General features: G+C 33.9%; 14 protein-coding genes. 7 read left to right on the forward strand and 7 right to left on the reverse strand.

Annotated elements, in window-relative coordinates:
* Positions 1 to 503: 503 nt before the first annotated feature.
* The 3 genes from HOO91_07955 to HOO91_07965 all read right to left on the reverse strand — a co-directional run bounded on the left by HOO91_07955 (position 504) and on the right by HOO91_07965 (position 3,429).
* On the reverse strand, positions 504 to 1,025 hold the full coding sequence (locus HOO91_07955) for a hypothetical protein (GenBank protein ID NOU17476.1): 522 nt from the start codon (positions 1,023 to 1,025) through the stop codon (positions 504 to 506).
* Positions 1,003 to 2,388, reverse strand: coding sequence for a cell division protein FtsA (gene ftsA / locus HOO91_07960; protein NOU17477.1), 1,386 nt, complete (start codon positions 2,386 to 2,388; stop codon positions 1,003 to 1,005). The genes HOO91_07955 and ftsA overlap by 23 nt, the downstream gene beginning before the upstream one ends.
* 366 nt (positions 2,389 to 2,754) lie before the next feature.
* Complete coding sequence (locus HOO91_07965; GenBank protein ID NOU17478.1) at positions 2,755 to 3,429, reverse strand: JAB domain-containing protein; 675 nt, start codon at positions 3,427 to 3,429, stop codon at positions 2,755 to 2,757.
* An 807-nt stretch (positions 3,430 to 4,236) separates the two neighbouring features.
* On the opposite strand from HOO91_07965, the gene HOO91_07970 reads away from it, so the two are divergent.
* From HOO91_07970 to HOO91_07980, 3 genes are all read left to right on the forward strand, one after another.
* Complete coding sequence (locus tag HOO91_07970; GenBank protein NOU17479.1) at positions 4,237 to 4,716, forward strand: hypothetical protein; 480 nt, start codon at positions 4,237 to 4,239, stop codon at positions 4,714 to 4,716.
* Between the two features lie 89 nt (positions 4,717 to 4,805).
* A complete protein-coding gene (locus HOO91_07975) occupies positions 4,806 to 5,216 on the forward strand; it encodes an OsmC family protein (GenBank protein ID NOU17480.1) in 411 nt (136 codons plus the stop codon).
* A gap of 234 nt (positions 5,217 to 5,450) precedes the next feature.
* Complete coding sequence (locus HOO91_07980) at positions 5,451 to 5,867, forward strand: hypothetical protein (GenBank protein ID NOU17481.1); 417 nt, start codon at positions 5,451 to 5,453, stop codon at positions 5,865 to 5,867.
* 285 nt (positions 5,868 to 6,152) lie between these two features.
* On the opposite strand, the gene fabD is transcribed toward HOO91_07980, so the two are convergent.
* The 3 genes from fabD to HOO91_07995 form a co-directional block, all read right to left on the reverse strand.
* Positions 6,153 to 7,037 carry an ACP S-malonyltransferase gene (fabD, locus tag HOO91_07985; GenBank protein ID NOU17482.1) on the reverse strand — a complete coding sequence of 295 codons (885 nt, stop codon included), beginning with the start codon at positions 7,035 to 7,037 and terminating at the stop codon, positions 6,153 to 6,155.
* A 112-nt stretch (positions 7,038 to 7,149) separates the two neighbouring features.
* A complete protein-coding gene (locus HOO91_07990; GenBank protein ID NOU17483.1) occupies positions 7,150 to 7,755 on the reverse strand; it encodes a hypothetical protein in 606 nt (201 codons plus the stop codon).
* Positions 7,756 to 7,788: 33 nt separating this feature from the next.
* Positions 7,789 to 8,718: a hypothetical protein gene (locus HOO91_07995; protein NOU17484.1), complete on the reverse strand. Its 930-nt coding sequence runs from the start codon at positions 8,716 to 8,718 to the stop codon at positions 7,789 to 7,791.
* 283 nt (positions 8,719 to 9,001) lie between these two features.
* Here HOO91_07995 and HOO91_08000 point away from each other — a divergent pair, with 283 nt between their 5' ends.
* Positions 9,002 to 9,691: a PorT family protein gene (locus tag HOO91_08000; GenBank protein NOU17485.1), complete on the forward strand. Its 690-nt coding sequence runs from the start codon at positions 9,002 to 9,004 to the stop codon at positions 9,689 to 9,691.
* Positions 9,692 to 9,795: 104 nt separating this feature from the next.
* On the opposite strand, the gene HOO91_08005 is transcribed toward HOO91_08000, so the two are convergent.
* Complete coding sequence (locus HOO91_08005) at positions 9,796 to 10,581, reverse strand: queuosine precursor transporter (protein ID NOU17486.1); 786 nt, start codon at positions 10,579 to 10,581, stop codon at positions 9,796 to 9,798.
* A gap of 424 nt (positions 10,582 to 11,005) precedes the next feature.
* Between HOO91_08005 and HOO91_08010 the strand changes: the two genes are divergently transcribed.
* The 3 genes from HOO91_08010 to HOO91_08020 all read left to right on the forward strand — a co-directional run bounded on the left by HOO91_08010 (position 11,006) and on the right by HOO91_08020 (position 17,535).
* Complete coding sequence (locus tag HOO91_08010; GenBank protein ID NOU17487.1) at positions 11,006 to 14,110, forward strand: hypothetical protein; 3,105 nt, start codon at positions 11,006 to 11,008, stop codon at positions 14,108 to 14,110.
* 25 nt (positions 14,111 to 14,135) lie between these two features.
* On the forward strand, positions 14,136 to 16,136 hold the full coding sequence (locus HOO91_08015; protein ID NOU17488.1) for a SpoIIE family protein phosphatase: 2,001 nt from the start codon (positions 14,136 to 14,138) through the stop codon (positions 16,134 to 16,136).
* Between the two features lie 88 nt (positions 16,137 to 16,224).
* Positions 16,225 to 17,535: a hypothetical protein gene (locus tag HOO91_08020; protein NOU17489.1), complete on the forward strand. Its 1,311-nt coding sequence runs from the start codon at positions 16,225 to 16,227 to the stop codon at positions 17,533 to 17,535.

Genomic DNA, 17,535 nt, shown 5'->3' on the forward strand with positions numbered 1-17,535 from the left:
TTGATAGCTCTATGTTCTAACTTGGACTTGTTTGTACTGGGGGCTTGTTGACCCATAGAGCGAATTAGTATATGTTATTACGGCTAGAACTATATAAACTAACGCTGTATCTGATGTTAGATAAGAGAAAGAAACTAACCACAGAATAGTTGAATATTATTGGTATAATGAATTCGGCGGAGGCAGTTTTTTTTGTTTGTGTATCGTGCAGACAATAGATGGACGGCGGCAAAGCCGACCGCCCAACCTAATCATTTTTGGTTCTTATAGCCTCGGTTTAACGGGGGTATGGTATTATATAAAAAACAACTACAGAGTGGTTGAATATTATTAGCAAAGTGAATTCTGCAAAAGGAAGTCTTATTATTATTTTGAATTGGTGTGGTCAAAGACCGTTGTTTAGTTATGATGTAGATACTTTCCGCTAACCGAGAGTATTTTGCGAGTTCGCTGAAAGCAATCTACATCGGGAGGGGATTGTTCTGTGTAGTTTATTTTTTCGATTACTTTCCTAATACCATTAGCAATAATTTTGTTTTATCTGCAATAGCAATAGTATCATTTTCATCAAGCCAGAGTATTATTTTTTCTATTATTTCATTTTCTTTTTTCTGTCTTTCATTTTCTATTTCTTTGTTCTCATTATCTAATTCAATGCCTTCATTCTCTAATTTTTTTTGTTTTAATTCCTCTTTTAACAACTCTTTTTTAATATCCTCTTGTTCGAGTTCTTTAAATTTCAAATGCATTTCAATCTCTATTTGAGCTGCCTTATGGTTATTAAGATTTGCTTCACTAATATTTTTTCCATTAACCGTTTTATTTTTTTTAAGAAATTCTTTCCCAGCATCTAATGCTGCGCTCTTATATTCCTGAAATTCATCTGACAAGGTTGCATTATCCTTTGGATTAATTTTAAGTGAACCTAATTGATTTAATATCTCCCTAAACCTTTGTTTCTTTTCTAAAGGAGGAATTTCAGCTCTGTTTTCCAGACTTATTTTAGTGGACAAGTACTTCATCACAAAACACCTCCGCATTTACAGTTAATAAATCTGATATTTCAAGCCTGTTACCAAACTTAATATAATGAAGTTTAGATATATAGTGCAATAGTTGTGCAATTTTTTCACTGCTCATTTCATCATCAAAAATGATTGAAAGATCATCATCGGAGCTATCAACACTTCTTTTACTAGTGAACTCATTCTGATAATGAGTTTCTGTCTCTATTTGTTGAAGTTTTAGTCCTGCTTTTAAAAGACCAATACCGACAGAATAAATCGGATTGTTTACTTCAACATCCGATTTACTAATTAAATTTTCGTTGGGAAATCCAACTCTTACATCGTAACCAGTTTTGAATTTAACTAGTTGCGATAGGTGACGTAGCAATGCACCACCACCCGTCAGAACGATACCAGCACTAAGTTTTTCGGCATATCCCGAGTTTTCGATCTCATAGTTAACAGCATCAATAATCTCTTCCATCCTTGATTGGATGATGTAGGCAAGACTCTTAAACGATATCTCCTTAGAATCGCGACCGCTAATGCCTGGAATTTTAACAATCTTATCTTCTGATGCCATATCACCTAATGCAGAACCAAACTGAATTTTAAGCGATTCAGCCTGACGGAATAGGATTGAACATCCTTCCTTTATATCATTAGTAATCACATTCCCCCCGAATGGTATAATGGCGGTATGACGTACAATTCCATCATAGAACATGGCAACATCGGTAGTACCACCACCTATATCAACTAGCACAACGCCAGCCTCTTTTTCATTCTCAGTAAGTACTGCTTCAGAGGAGGCAAGCGGTCCAAGGATTAGGTCATTGACTTTTAGGCCAACCCGGTTCACACACCTCTCGAAATTCTTTGCTGATGCAGTTTGTCCAATCACAATGTGGAAGAGAGCCTCAAGCCTACGTCCCATCTTACCAATCGGTTGAACACATGGTTCTTTATCAACAATAAAATCCTGAGGTAAAACATAGAGGATCTCCTCTCCTACCTCAATCGGAATTTTATACATATCGTTGATAAGTTTTTGAACATCTTCTGCAGTTATCTCACTCTCGGCATTATCTCGATTGATATATCCACGATTCTTGATGCTCCGAATATGTTGCCCGGCTATGCTAACGAATACATTGCTTAAAATGACCCTTGCATGAGTCTGCACTTCTTCAACTGTTCGTTGAATTGATGCTACTGTTTCCTCAATGTTAAGAATAACACCTCTTTTTATTCCAGTAGAAGGTGTTTTGCTCATGCCAAGGATCTCAAGTTTTCCATTTGCAAGTCTTCTGCCTACTATTGAAACAATCTTTGTCGTTCCAAGATCCACCGCCGCTATTATTTCACCTTTATATATCATTAAATAATTAGATTTCTTATTTAAACGAATAATTTTATTTACCTATCAATTATTTATTCATAATAAATTTCCGCATGAATCTCATAATTATTCAAATAATTATATGAAAAACGAGACCTCCATCTTTTACAATTTTATAAAACGCTTATTTTTCTTATTAAACATAAAGATTTGTTGTCTCTTTAATTGGTCATAACTCATTTATTATTAAAACAAAAGGTGTGTTTCTCAAAATTAATAAAAATTGCTAATTATAGGTTTATATAACTTTTGAAAAATAAATTATAGAACATTCCCTTTAACCTATTTCATGTTGATATTTATTAAACAACACTGTACCAGAAATTACACATTATGAATTGTGTATTATTTTACTTTTATCCTCTCTATCTCTCCTTTCGTTAACCCTGTCAATTCAATAATATCTTCAATTGAATACCCTTTCTTTTTCATCCCTTTTGCAATCTCAATCTTTTCTTCCTTTTTCCCCTCTAACTTTCCTTTTTTAATCCCTTTCTCCTCTGCAACCCTTTCAGCCTCCTCCCTAATTTTCTTCTCCTCAGCGCAGATTCGCTCAATTTGCTCAAACGGGGGAACGTACTTGGGACTCTCCGCCAGCTTCTCCAATAATTTAGTATCGGCAAAGCTCATATAGGATTTGGTGGAGATTATTAGGTGATCTAATACATTGATGTTGAGTATACGTCCTACCTGGAACAGGTGGTCGGTGAGGTCTATATCTATATCGGAGGGTTTGAGATTCCCGCTGGGGTGGTTGTGCACCATTATTACTTGCACGCAGCCCTTCATCACTGACCAGCGGAATACGTTCATGGGTTCAACAATAGTATTACTTACCCCGCCCATGCTAATGAGCTCCACATACCTTATGCGGAGGTTATTGGCAAGGCCAATCACCCAGAAGTGCTCCTTCTCCCTATCGATTTTATCCTCACGCAGGAGTATCTCCTTCATTATTTTGAATACATCATCGGAACTTCGGATAATTATGCGCTGCTTGCTGGTGAGCTTAATGGTCATGGGGCGTTTTTTCTGTTCAGTGGAAACAAATGTAGGAAAATTTTGGATTGGAAAACTCACCCCCGGCCCCTCTCTTCCTTCTTAGGTCGGAAAAGAGGGGTGTGGAAGAAAGAAATGGTATTGAGAATTGAAATACTTTACTCGTACTTATTAATGATTTACTATTCACCAATTATTATAGAGAGCTGGAAAGGTTGGTGGTTTTACTAAATTGCTGGTTACTTCACTCCCCTCTCTCTTGCCGGGGGAGAGTAAGTTCTTTGTGTAGTTTTAGTAAACTTATCTCCTAATTTCCACGCTATACTGTAATTCATTGTATTTATTGAATTCGCCCTGAAAGGGCAAACTATTATAGCCCATGGCAACGCCTTGGGTAAATGTTGAATTGTTATTTTTTTTTGCGGGCTGAAAGCCCAATTTAACCTGCCCTTTCAGGGTGAACAAACAAATCACAATCTATTACCCAAGGCGACGCTTCGCTTGCCGTTGGGCTAAGATAATTTGGGCTTACAGCCCGCTAAAATCATTTTGTATTAAATAACAGGTGTTTAAAAATTGATGCTTACTATTCACGAATTGTTGAGTAGGGTGATGAAATGATGATAATCTAGTCAGATTGCTGGTTGCTTCACTCCCCTCTCTCTTGCCGAGAGAGAGGGGCCGGGGGAGAGTAAGTATTATGAGTAGTTTGAATAGCCTTGTTTCGAATAACATTCTTGCTTTTATATCGGTTTAGCTATATATTTAGGGAAAATATAAAATGCCTTAGAAAATAGTTCAATTATCAATTTACAAAAGGAGGAAATTATGACAACACAAGAGGAAACAAAATGCTGCCCTCAGTTTGACCCCATTCCTTGGGATGATAAGGTTTTTGAATGGGAGAATAAACAATTTATCAAGGATAAAGTATTAACGCTTTTTTACATGCCCATGAATTTTGGTGCTGCAATGAAAAGGCTCGATGCTAAAGTAAAAAATGCCAATGCAACTATGCCCGATTGGCTTTGCCTAGCCGATCATACATCTAAATGGAACATGGATGTGTACCTAGCTGTAGATAAGGAGATTCCCGAAGCAGAAAACAAAATCCTAAGCGGAAAATATTACAGTAAAGTATACGAGGGACCATTTAAGGATACAAAGAAATGGTGCAACGATTATGAAGAAAAAGTTAAATCAAAAGGATTAAAAATCACAAAATGGTATATGTGGTATACAACCTGTCCAAAATGCGCTAAGAAATATGGAAAAAACTACACAGTAATTATTGGTCAGGTGGAATAGCAAGGTAGAATGATTAAAATTTAGCGACAAAGGACTCTAGCTAGAGTCCTTCTCTTTTCTTAAAAAGCTTACCTTTGAGAAAAAAAGCCATGAACACATCAAATATTATCTACAAAGGAGAACTCAGAACTGAAGCCGAACACGTGCGTTCAGGAAATAAAATAGTTACTGATGCTCCTGTTGATAACCAAGGAAAAGGGGAATTCTTTTCTCCAACAGATCTTTTAGCCACATCCCTCGGTTGCTGCATGATAACAATAATGGGAATTGCCGCTCGTACTCATGGGTTCAATATTGATGGCACTAAAATCGATGTAACAAAAGTTATGGGAACCGATCCTCGAAGGGTGATTGAAATAATTATCAACCTTCATTTTCCCCACAATAATTACTCAGCAAAGGAGCGCAAGCTAATTGAATTATCGGCTAAAGAGTGCCCGGTAGCACAGAGTTTACACCCAGACCTTAAACAAACCATTAATTTCTTTTTTGGCAACTAAAACATACCAAAGCGCTAGAATTAGGTTGTCTGTGCTCCTCAATAAATAGAATAATTGAAGTTTGTTAAACATTCTTCTCACAATAATGTTGTAGAATGTAGTTATAACAAAACTTCAATAGAATGGTATTTTATCCCACCATAATTGTTTGGCTTAATTTTTGCATACCAATCGTTTTATTTAATCTAAGCAACCATTTTAATCATTAATTCATCTAATATGAAAATGAGTGCGATGAAAAGATTACTAGCGATTTGTTTTATTTGTGCGTTTATATTTGGCTGCAATTCATCAAAAGAAAAGAATACATCGTATGAAGTTAAGGCCAAAGTAAATCAAATCGATCAGGTTACAAGTAACCTATCAATAAGAGTTAATAGCGTAGAAGATTCAAGATGTCCAGAAGGTTGTGAATGTGTTTGGGCAGGAGAGGTTAAGGTTTTTTTCTCGTTGATTAATCAGGGATATAGTATCGACACTAGTTTAGTTTTGCCGTCAAAACCTAGAATGCAATTCAAAAACTTTAGCATTATCCTTGAATCGGTAAGTCCTTACCCAATTTGTAATTACGAATTCCCCAATATCTTCACAATTTATTTACATGTTGACGATATAAACAAAGAAACCCTGTTGGTACAGGGTCATCTTTAGATATTTAGAAAAACGTCAGTTCGATGTAATAAACAATGTATTAATCTGTATATCAATCAATTTATTTTATTCGAAACAATGGAATACTGGAACTGGAGCGAAGCGAAACTCGACGAAGTCAATGATGGAGAAATGGAAGATACAAGCAAGAATCTAGCCCATTGTTATCCAATATTGGCTCTGCCGAACTTCGTTTCCATTTTTCCACCATTCCATCCACAAATTATATATTTGTAAATAATTGTTTATTATATTGTTAACGCAACTTCTTATATCAAGTTCAAGTTAAATAGTTTGCTTGCTTACTGCATCAATATTTCTATCAACTTTTCTGATTAATCCTTGAAGAACATTTCCAGGCCCTAATTCAACAAAGCTAGTTGCCCCATCGGCAAGCATATTCTTCATTGTTTGAGTCCATCTTACTGGTGATGTTAGCTGATCAATTAAGTTTTTCTTTATCTGTTCTGGTTCAGTTACCTTACTAGCATTTACATTCTGGTAAATTGGACAAATTGGTTTTTGGAATTTAGTAATACTGATAGCCTCTTCCAGTTCAACTCTTGCAGATTCCATGAGTGGAGAATGAAAAGCACCCCCTACTAAAAGTTTTAGTGCTCGTTTTGCGCCTGCTTCGGTTAACTTTTCACAAGCAATGTCAATACCCTTAATTGAACCCGAAATAACAACTTGGCTGGGACTATTATAGTTTGCAGGAACAACAATTTCATCAATTGATTTGCAGATCTCCTCAATCTTCTCATCTTCAAGTCCAATAATTGCAGCCATAGTGGATGGTTCTTTCTCACATGCTTTTTGCATTGCTTTGGCACGAGCTGAAACTAATTTTAATCCATCCTCGAAGCTAATTGCACCAGCGGCAACCAATGCAGAAAACTCACCAAGTGAATGACCAGCAACCATTTCTGGCTTAAAATCATCACCTAATACTTTGGCAAGAATTACAGAATGCAAGAAAATAGCCGGTTGTGTTACACTCGTCTGCTTTAAATCTTCTACAGTTCCGGTGAACATTAAATCAGTTATTCTGAAGCCAAGAATTTCATTTGCCTTTTCAAACATTTCTTTCGCCAATGGTGAATTTTCGTATAGATCTTTTCCCATACCTACAAATTGTGCACCTTGACCCGGAAATACGAATGCTTTCATAATTAGTTCATTTGATTAAACGTGGCAAAAATATAAAAAACATTAGAATTGAACATTTTCAATTCAAAAAAGAAAGAAAACAAGGATTTTGAAGCAGAAAATATTTTTCAACCTATTCTAGTGCCAACTCTATAACAGGCATGTGATCTAAAATCTTTTTCTCTTTAAGGATTTCAATACGTCCATCAAAATCAACTTTTATTGATGCTTTAATTACATTGTCGGCAAACAGCATAGTTGCTTTAATGATAAATGAATCCTTATCTTTTTTAATCTTGGGGGTTTTTATTGAAGATTCAAGTTGCTGGTATTGTTCCTTGGTAGGTTCGGAACTAAAGGTTATTTCACTTATCGAATTAACGAGTCGATAGGAATTATCATGTTTCTGTATATTTCCAAGAACAAGCATTGTGTACTGATACACTGTGTCTTCAGTTAAAATAAGAGGTGAAATCGCACTTGCATCTAAGAATGGCTGTTGTGTTCCATTAAGGGAAAATGTATGAGTTCCATTATCAAGTAATTTTACTTCAAGATAGGGTGAAAAACTCTGGTCGATAAATGTGTAAAGTTTAAAATCAGTATAAAAGGGAAGCAAGATGGTATAGTAAATTGAATCTTCGGGTGAGACCAAACTACATGAGTTAACTTTATTAATGACCTCAGCAAGCCTAACAAGGGTTTGATCTAACTTTCTACTTTTAAATGACCATTTCATCTTTTTATTTTTTAAGTTAACATAAAGCTTTTATTAAATCCAGAATGGGTTTACTATACCCTTACTTTTTGATATGCTATAAATGTTTAATAAAAAATAATTTGAAAAAAAGATAAAACCAGACAAAACCGATGCAAAGATAGATAAAGCACCAAACGTTCCAACCCACTTATTAATACCAGAAGCATAACTTTCGATCTTGACAAATTTCCACAACCCACCAAGATGATTGCTGACTCCTGTTGTTTCCATACCAATTATTAAAGTGTTAAGCACAAGGAAAAAAACAACAATACTTATTAATCCCCTCCAAGCACCTTTAATATCAGGTGGACTTAACTCCATGTGCGATGAAATACACATTGAGAGGTATAAAAATATCCAAAATTTATAATTGGTAAGATTCCCTTTTTTAAAAAGCAACTCAAGAGTATTGAGAGTTGATGCCCATAACATGTTTAGGCTATTCGTAAACTCACCATGAATCCCCTTTACTAAAATCTTACTTTGTGATTCGATTGATAATAAAACATCTTTTGTATTTGGCACCAGAAAAAAAAGTAGAACATAAATCACCATTGTCCCCAAAATTACAGGGCCTATTCCAATAAAGAAATTTCCAATTTTCTGGTAAGTACTTTTAGGGTTAAATGAATGATTAACATAACCAAGAGTCCCGTCCTCGGAGTTGGGGGTATATAGTTTAATATCATCAATCTTATGCCTAAAAATAATGCAGAACAAAGCGTGCCCCAACTCATGAATAGGAGTACCAATCCATCCTGTAACAACTATATCTAAAGTTTTACCTGTTGTTTTTATGTATGTGTTTCGAGTAAATCGAGCTAAAAAGTAGAGGATTATCCCGAATATGAAAAGCAAACCAAACAACCATGATAGTTGATTGAGTGTAGTAAGGAAAACTTGTTTCAAAAAATCAATTAAAATATTTAGGTTACTCATTTAAAGATGAATGATATAATTAAGCAAGTTATGCTTTTTATTATGATATATTCAAGTATTGTTGATTACTTTTCAATATATTGTGAATAACTAAATTTAGTATCACAAATTAGTATGGTATTTTTATGTTTTAAAACCATATTTCGATTTTGACCAATTGCCTAAATGGAGTTACCAATGGAATACATTAAATTGTTGATTCTTTTTATATTTGAAAAAAAAATTTGAAGTTGTATATAAGAATTTAAATTAACCCTAAGATTATAAATTAAACCATTTTACTATGAAGAAGTTTTTAATTATTTCAGCCCTATTGCTGTTTACAGTAACCACTAATGCTCAACTATTTACCATTTTCGGTCAGGAAGTTGGCTTTATTTATGTAGGCCCAAAGATTGGTGGAACATATTCAAAAATCTCAAACTTTTCGGATATGGCTCCCGGGTTTAGTAAATATAAATATGGTTATCAGTTTGGTGCAGTTGGAGAATTTGGATTTACAAGTAGATTCTCAATTCAAACGGAACTAAATTTTGTTTCCAGAGGAGCACAAGCAAATTCTGACATGAGAATTAAAATGAATTACATAGGAATACCAATCCTTGCAAAGTATTGCTTTAAGGCGTTTGGACTTAAAAAGATATACGCAATGGGTGGAACTTTTGAAGATATTCGTACTAAAGGGGAATGGGTAGATCCTGGCCAAACATCGCCTTTAGGCGGGGGATTTAAGAAATATGACTGGGGTTTCAGTTTTGGTGCTGGTGCAGAATATCCAACAAAGCAGGGAATTTGGGCTCTGGATCTTCGCTATAATTTAGGAATGACAGATTTACATGATGATGTTGGGGAAAGCTTTAAAACAAGGAGTCGTTCCTTTGGTATTTCTTTATCTTATAAATTGAATTTGGTGGATCTATTTTCAAAATTAAAGAATAAGAATAAGAACAATGAACCTAGTGAGGTTAAATAAAAAACTAACCCAGTTTTGAAAGTTGATAGATCAAAAGAATAGTATACTAGATTAATTGAAAAAGGCTGTTTTTTAACAGCCTTTTTTTTATAATTATTTAATTATTAGATTTTCTGAGCAACCTCTTGCATTTCGATGGAATTATTTCTTCCAAGGTATTTATCAATTAACATATGCATCCAATAAATAGTTGGGGTGAAGAGTATAGCAAGGGCTATTTTATAGAGATATTGAATAAGACCAACTGATATAACTTGCACAAAAGACCAGTTACCGAGCAGATAAAAAGCAATAAATAGTATTAGAAAACTATCCACCAACTGAGAAACCACAGTAGAGCCAGTTGCTCTTAACCATAGGTATTTATGCTGTGTTATTGATCTAAGGTAGCGAAAAACGTAAGCATCTACCAATTGTCCAACGAGGAAGGCAATAATTGATCCAACAATAATCCCCATCCCTTGCCTAAAAATTGCATTGTAGGCATAATTGATATTAAATGGATTCCCATCAGGATCTACGGAATTATTTTGAAGCCAGAAATCGGCTGGAGGAGTTCGCATTGCTAGGTATATGAGAAGGAAGGCATATCCAATCATTCCTGCTCCGATATAGCTAATACGTTTTACCCCGCTAGTTCCAAAGTACTCATTTACAATATCCGAGAGTATAAAAACAATCGGCCAAATAAGCACACCTACGCTCATATTAAGACTAAGTGTTTCACCACCAAAAAAGGGCAGAGCTAATGCTGGCAAATGGAAAATCTTTTCGAATGATAAAATTTTTGCACCTATAACCTCAGCAATTAGAGCATTTGTGAGAAATAAAGTAGCTAGAATTATAAAAAGATTTTGTTTTTTATGACTATCAATTTGGGTACTCTCCATCAATTCAATTTTATCAAGTTACAAACCAAAGGTATTAAAATATTTATTCAAATCAATAATATGCTTTTGGGACAAATAACTCTAATTGGTGTAAAAATAATTTTTTTGCACATAAACATCTTTATTATTCATTGTTTGTGTTGAATTAAATAAAAATATTTTATTCAAAGACATGTTGTGAAAAATATTTTCACTATAAAATGCAATCATAATCTGGTTAAAAACAAATAATACAATTCAAATTTTGCGAGCCACTTCAACTCAAAAACTTAATTGTCAGAGTATTGAATACTTAATAATTTTACTATAGATATCCAAATTCACTTAATATAGCGAATAATACATTGTCAAACAGTGTTTGTTCACCATAAAAATAAATTCTATCTTTATAGATTGAGAATATTGTACAATTTCATTAAATAAGATGAAAATTTACGAAACGCTAAACATTAGGCGTGATGAGGTGTTGCCGGTATCTCTCTTCATGTTTCAATCCATTTTTCTTGGTGTTTTCCTAGGCGCTTTTGACGTTGGAGCAAATACTTTATTTCTAAAAGCATTTGATTCGTCAATGATCTCAAAAGCTTTTGCTATTTCTGGTTTAATTGGTATTGGGCTTACTTCATTATATTCATATTTTCAAGGGCGAATTATCTTCTCAAGGCTCTCAATTTATAACCTTCTTGGAGTATTTCTAATTACTTTCCTGCTCCGTTTCGGGTATTTTTTCACCGATTCAAAGTGGCTCGCTTTCGGATTATTCGTAATGATGGGTCCTTTAAACATTGTTGCACTTGTTGGGTTCTGGGGAACAGTTAGTCGAATATTTGACTTACGTCAAGGGAAAAGAATATTTGGGATAATCGATACAGGACAAGTAGTAGGCGTGATTCTAAGTAGTTGGGCCGTTCCCTTTTTAGTGGCCAATGGTTTTAAGACCAACAACCTATTATATATAAGCGCAATTAGTATTTTTATATCGTTTATTATCCAGATATTTATAAGCTCATCATTCCCTGATAAACTAAAAGAGAAGGTTACCAAAGAACAAAAAGAGAGTCGTTTTAGCGATACGATGAAAATGCCATACGTTAGAACAATGGCAATTTTTGTAGTTTTATCAATGCTTGTAGCATTTTTTGTTCATTATCTATTTCTTGCTGTTGCAAAATCAAGATTTGAGAACTCAGATGAGTTGGCTAAGTTTTTAGGAGGTTTAATGGGTACATTAACTTTTGTAAGCATTCTTATCAAGAGTTTTGTGTATGGAACCTTAATGAAGAATTATGGGTTAAAAGTGACTCTACTGATTTCCCCGGTGATCATGGCTATTTTAACAATTAGTGCAGCCGTTGTGGGTTCTATATTTGGATACACAATTGAATCAGCATCTTTCACATTTTTCTTCCTACTCATTTCACTAGGTAAATTATTCCAAAAGGCCTTAAAAGATTCGGTTGAGAGTCCGTCTTTAAAGATGATTTATCAATCTTTGGATCCATCCATTCGTTATGAAGTTCAGGCAAGAGTTGATGGTACTGTAAACGAAACTGCGGCTTTATTCTCTGGTATTCTTCTTACTATATTTAGCTTAATAACATTTTTCACATTGATACATTATATATATGTTCTGTTTATCATTATTGTACTTTGGGCGTTAATTACTGTTTACCTCTATAAGGGATATCGTAAAACTTTACAGCTAACACTTTTAAAAACAGTCCGACGTGAGAGTAAATCGAAAAAAATATTCGCAAGTCAAACTTCATCTGACAAGGGAATTCTTATGGAACAACTTTCTATTGTCGAAAAAAGTAAGCCTTGGAATCTTATTGGATTCATTAAAGATAAACTTTTTGAGCTGGATAGTAAGGATTTCCCTGTTTTGTTCAACAAAATTATTGACTTAGGAGATGTAACGTTGGTTAACCATCTTAAAAAGCTAAAAATTCGAGTGAACGTTGAAGAAGTTCATAAGTCGATTGATAAGACTATTGATTATCTTGATAAAATCAAATTAGATTCCGAAGATTTGATTTTAATAAAGGAATTAATAAGTTCTAAAAATTTTGAGAATCGAGTTTACGCCGCAAAACTAGTTGGTGCATCATCTAACATTGAGATAAAAAATAGCCTAACATTTTTAATGCGAGATCTTGTTCCAGCAGTCAAAAGACAAGCAATATGGGCTGCTCGAGGATCAAAATCTAAAGAGATAATCAGCTTTCTTATCGATTTTTTAGATAAGGATCTTTATGCTCCAATTGCTCATGCTTCGCTTATTGGATCGGGAGATACAGGTCTTGAATTGCTAGAGTTGGCTTACCAAAAAACTAGTCTATCTGACATATCCAAAGAGAGAATATTAAGAATTTTACCAGATACTGGCAGCACAATGGCTCCATCGGTTTTATTCAATAAATTTTCTGTAAAGGCTCATAATAGATCGGTTATTCTCGAAGGTCTATTAAAAATTGATTTTACTCCTGATGAAAAGGAAAAAATGCTTCTTAACCAAAAATTGATAGAGCAAGCAGGAATTTGCGCTTGGAACTTAAATATCTTTTATCATTGCCCGAACGATTCCAAAATACCTCTACTTAAAGATGAACTAGATAGAGAGTTTCATAAAAGTATTCATTTCCTGTTTGATATTTTAAAATTGGCTTATGATAAAAACTCAATTGAGGCAGTATTAGATAACCTTGAAGCAGGGACAGGGCAGAGCATCGCCTTTGCAGTGGAACTTGTTGATACTTTTATGGCGGAGGATATTAAGCCATACATTGTACCTTTGCTTGAGGATAATAGTATATCAAATAAGATTTGGGCACTTGAAAACTACTTCCCTCTTAGAGAATACAACACCGAAAGTTTGTTAAAGGCCATTATTAATAGGGATAATAATTTGATTGGCAAACAATCGAAAATATTTGCGCTAAATGCTTTTCAATACATCGACAATAAAGAAATTAGCGTTGATTTAGTTTCTCAACTATTTAATACCGACAAGATTCTTAGACAATTATCTGCTCAGATAATTGAGGGCATAGATAAAACTCAGTATCTCAACTGTAAAAGGAGATTAAATGATAAACTTCGTGTTGAACTTGACAAACAGATTAACCTTTTTCAATCAACAGGATTATCAGCACCCGATCGAATCAACTTTTTCAAAACTCTTTTTAACCAAAATTTGGACGAGAGAGAAATTCTATACTTACTGTATCAATCAACAGCCATCAAAATAAACCAAACGAATCTATTAAACCTTGAACTATTCAAAGGTAAGGCATATTTAATGTTTGTTGAAACGGGGGGAGTTCTACTTTTTAATGGAGAAGAGCAAGTTATGAGTTTCAGAGCTGGGGATATTATCAATACTACATATAAAAATCAAACTCCTTGGAGGTTGATTACACAGGAAAATACAATTATACACTACGTTGAGTATGATAAAGTGGTAAATAGTATTTATGATCACGATTATCTTGCTAAGTATATTGATACACAAACTTTAAATAATTAATATTTAGATAATAAGCTATTCGACTATGAAGCAAACAACAGTTTTTCGGCAGTTAATTTATAATATTGTTTTCCCAGTAGTTATTGCTTTATTTATACTTGGGTTGATTAATTTCAGTACTACAAGATCAATACTTAAAGAGAGTAGTAAAACCAGAAATTTTCTTATATCAGATGAGATAACCCAAGTATTAAAATTTCAGGATGTTACAATGTCTGTACTTGAGGATAATTTAAATCCGATGTTAGAACAGGTAAGTAAGAAGTTAATTGTAAACTATTTTGTTTCAACCGAAAACATTGCTACTGCTGATTTAAGCCACATTAGAAATGAACTTAAACTCGAATCAAAACTTTATGATCTCTACATTATAGATACAAATGGAGTAGTAGTAAATACAACATTCAAGAAAGATTTAGGTTTGAATTTTTTCTCATTTGGCGAAGAGCATAAGGCTTTAATTAAGAGGATATTCAACGAGGGTCAATTTAAAAGCGAAAAGTTTACTATTGAAGCAAAAACACGTCGTTTGAAGAAATACACCTACCAACCTACCCTTGATGGAAAATATATTATTGAATTAGGGATATACTCATCAACAGCCGATCAGATTGTAAATATTATTAAGGAGACCCTTGAAGAACTTAGTGTTAAAGAGAAGTCAATAGTATCCGCTGAACTTTTTATGAATGCTGATAATCCATTCTCCTTAACCAAAATGGATCAGTTGGATCCCAATGAAAAAGAGTTTATCAAACAACGCTTTACCAATAAGGATAGTAGTCTGGTTAATAAGAGAATAGAACGCCGTCATCTCTCCTATCAATATTTCTACATGAATTCAGAAAACTCCGACCTTTATAAAGGATCTGTTATTCGTATAGTTTCTGATCGAACGGATGAGATTAGGGATGAGTATTTCAGGCTTTTAAGCTATGTGTTAATTTTCATCGTAGTACTAGTACTCATTATATCACTCATATATCGCAAAACTCGAAATATTACAAACCCTATAAGAAAACTTGTTACCAATGTAAATCGAATTGCTGATGGTAATTTGAGTGAAAGAGCGGAGGTTGATGGGAATAATGAGATTACTACTTTATCGCAAAAATTCAATGTTATGATTGAGCAGCTCGAAGAACTTTATACCGATTTGGATAAGAAAGTTAAAGAGCGTACGGCTCAGGTAGTTGCTCAGAAAGAGGAGATTGAAACTCAAAGAGACGAAATTGAAAAACATCGGGATCAACTTGCTGAACAGCAAAAGCATATCATGGATAGTATTAATTATGCAAGGCGTTTGCAGTATGCTATTCTCCCAACAGATGAGTATATTAAGGAGTTATTCCCTGAATACTTCATTGTATTTCACCCAAAGGATATTGTTAGCGGTGATATTTACTGGTTTAATCAGCTAAATGGAAAAAGATATTTCTCCGCTATAGATTGTACTGGACATGGAGTGCCAGGAGCTTTAGTGTCGATGGTTGGGCACAATTGGCTTGATTATGCAGTAAAAGATCTTAAACTTGAACGACCTATTGATATACTCGAATCATTAAACGTTGGAGTAACTGCTACATTTAAGGAGAAGGACGAAGATGGTGCTGTAAAGGATGGGATGGATATCGCATTATGTTGTGTTGATTACAAAACGATGAAACTTCAATTCGCAGGAGCTTACAACCCAGCAATTATTGTAAGAAATAATGAACTAATCCAACTTAAGGGAGACAAATGCCCCATTGGAGCATTCTCAAGAAGAGCTGCAACAGGGTATACTCATCAAGAAATTGATATTCAAACAGGCGATATGGTTTACGTTTTTTCTGATGGTTATGCCGACCAGTTTGGTGGGGATGATGGTCGAAAATTTTTGATGGCAAACTTCAAAAAACTTCTTATTGAAGTCAGCACGCTTCCTGTTGACCAGCAGAAGGATAAACTAGAACAAACCTTCTTCGATTGGATGAAATATGAAAGTCAACTTGATGATATTCTTGTTGTAGGCGTAAAAATTTAGGAATATGAGATAGCCATAAATAATAAATTTCATTATAAACAAGGTTGTTCATGGCTTTTTATGATATTTTAAAAACAATATAACAGACATGAATAAAACGATTAGCTTAGATTTCCGTTTTAGGAAGAGTAACAAGGACACAGCTATTTTTACGGAAAAATTTTTGCAAGATTTAGGTAAATGCCTAAACCGTTTTAAGATGGATGCTGCATTGTTAGAGAAAATTTCTTTAACAACTGATAGTTTTGTTTTAATTTTCTTATCGGAGCAAGATTTTGAGGACAAACAATTTATTAATGAAATTGCAACCTTAGCCGACTCTCCAAACACTTTATTAATTAATATCAACCCACTAAAAACAATAGAAAAGGGATTCCCTTTACATAAATATAAGCTATTCAGATTTTGGGAAGAGATAAAAGAAACGGGCGAGGTTAGATTATTCAGAAGAAATTCCTCTGAAAATAATGTTTTATACTGGGAAAAAATTACAGATATTACCATTTCCATAACTGAGAAATATTTTACTAGCAAAGAATTAAAGAAAGGAAAGATATTTCTTGCTCAATCAGACAATTCACAAGCATCGGATCGCGATAATCTCTCAAGAGATTTAACCGAAATGGGATATGAGGTTCTTCCTGATCGCCTGTTAAGTCAAGATTTTAATGAGTGTACTGAACAGGTAAAGCAATATTTAAGAGGATGCTGTTTAATCATACACCCTATTCCTCTTGTATACTCAAAGTATTTTAGCGATAAGCAGATTTCTCTTATTGAGCATCAATGTATTCTTACATCCCAATTTATTACAACGGATAAGCATCTCAATATTAAAAGGATTATCTGGATCCCTTCAGATTTTGAAATTTCTGATGAGGAAAATCAAATCTTTGTTGAAAAAATTCAAAGAGATCTGGATCAATCGAATAATACAATGGTTCTAAAGGTAACATTGGAAGAACTTAAAAAAATCTATCGGAAAATCTTATCAGGAGAAGAAGTATCAATAGCAGAGAATAATCTACCAGACATCTATGTTGTGGCGGATAATGATGATAAGAAAATAAACGAGAAACTGGTTTTCCCAGAAGGTGATTCTGGGATGGCAGTGAAAACAAATTATAAAGGGATTACATACAACCAACATCTAAAATATTTAGCAAACTCTCAGGTTGTAGTTATAAACTATACCAGTGAAAATGAACCTTGGTTTACGATGAAAGTGAATGATATTTTTAAATCAAAAGGTATGAATTCATCTAAGCCTTTTAAAAAGCTTATTCTTGTTAAGGAGAACAAGGATTTAAACACATCGGCTTTTGAAAGCCGTTTTTCCGAAATACATGTTTGCTCTTTAGAGGATTTGAAATTGAATTTAGCAGTAAAAAACAACTAA

This window comes from Bacteroidales bacterium (genome assembly GCA_013141385.1).
Lineage (GTDB): Bacteria > Bacteroidota > Bacteroidia > Bacteroidales > Tenuifilaceae > UBA8529.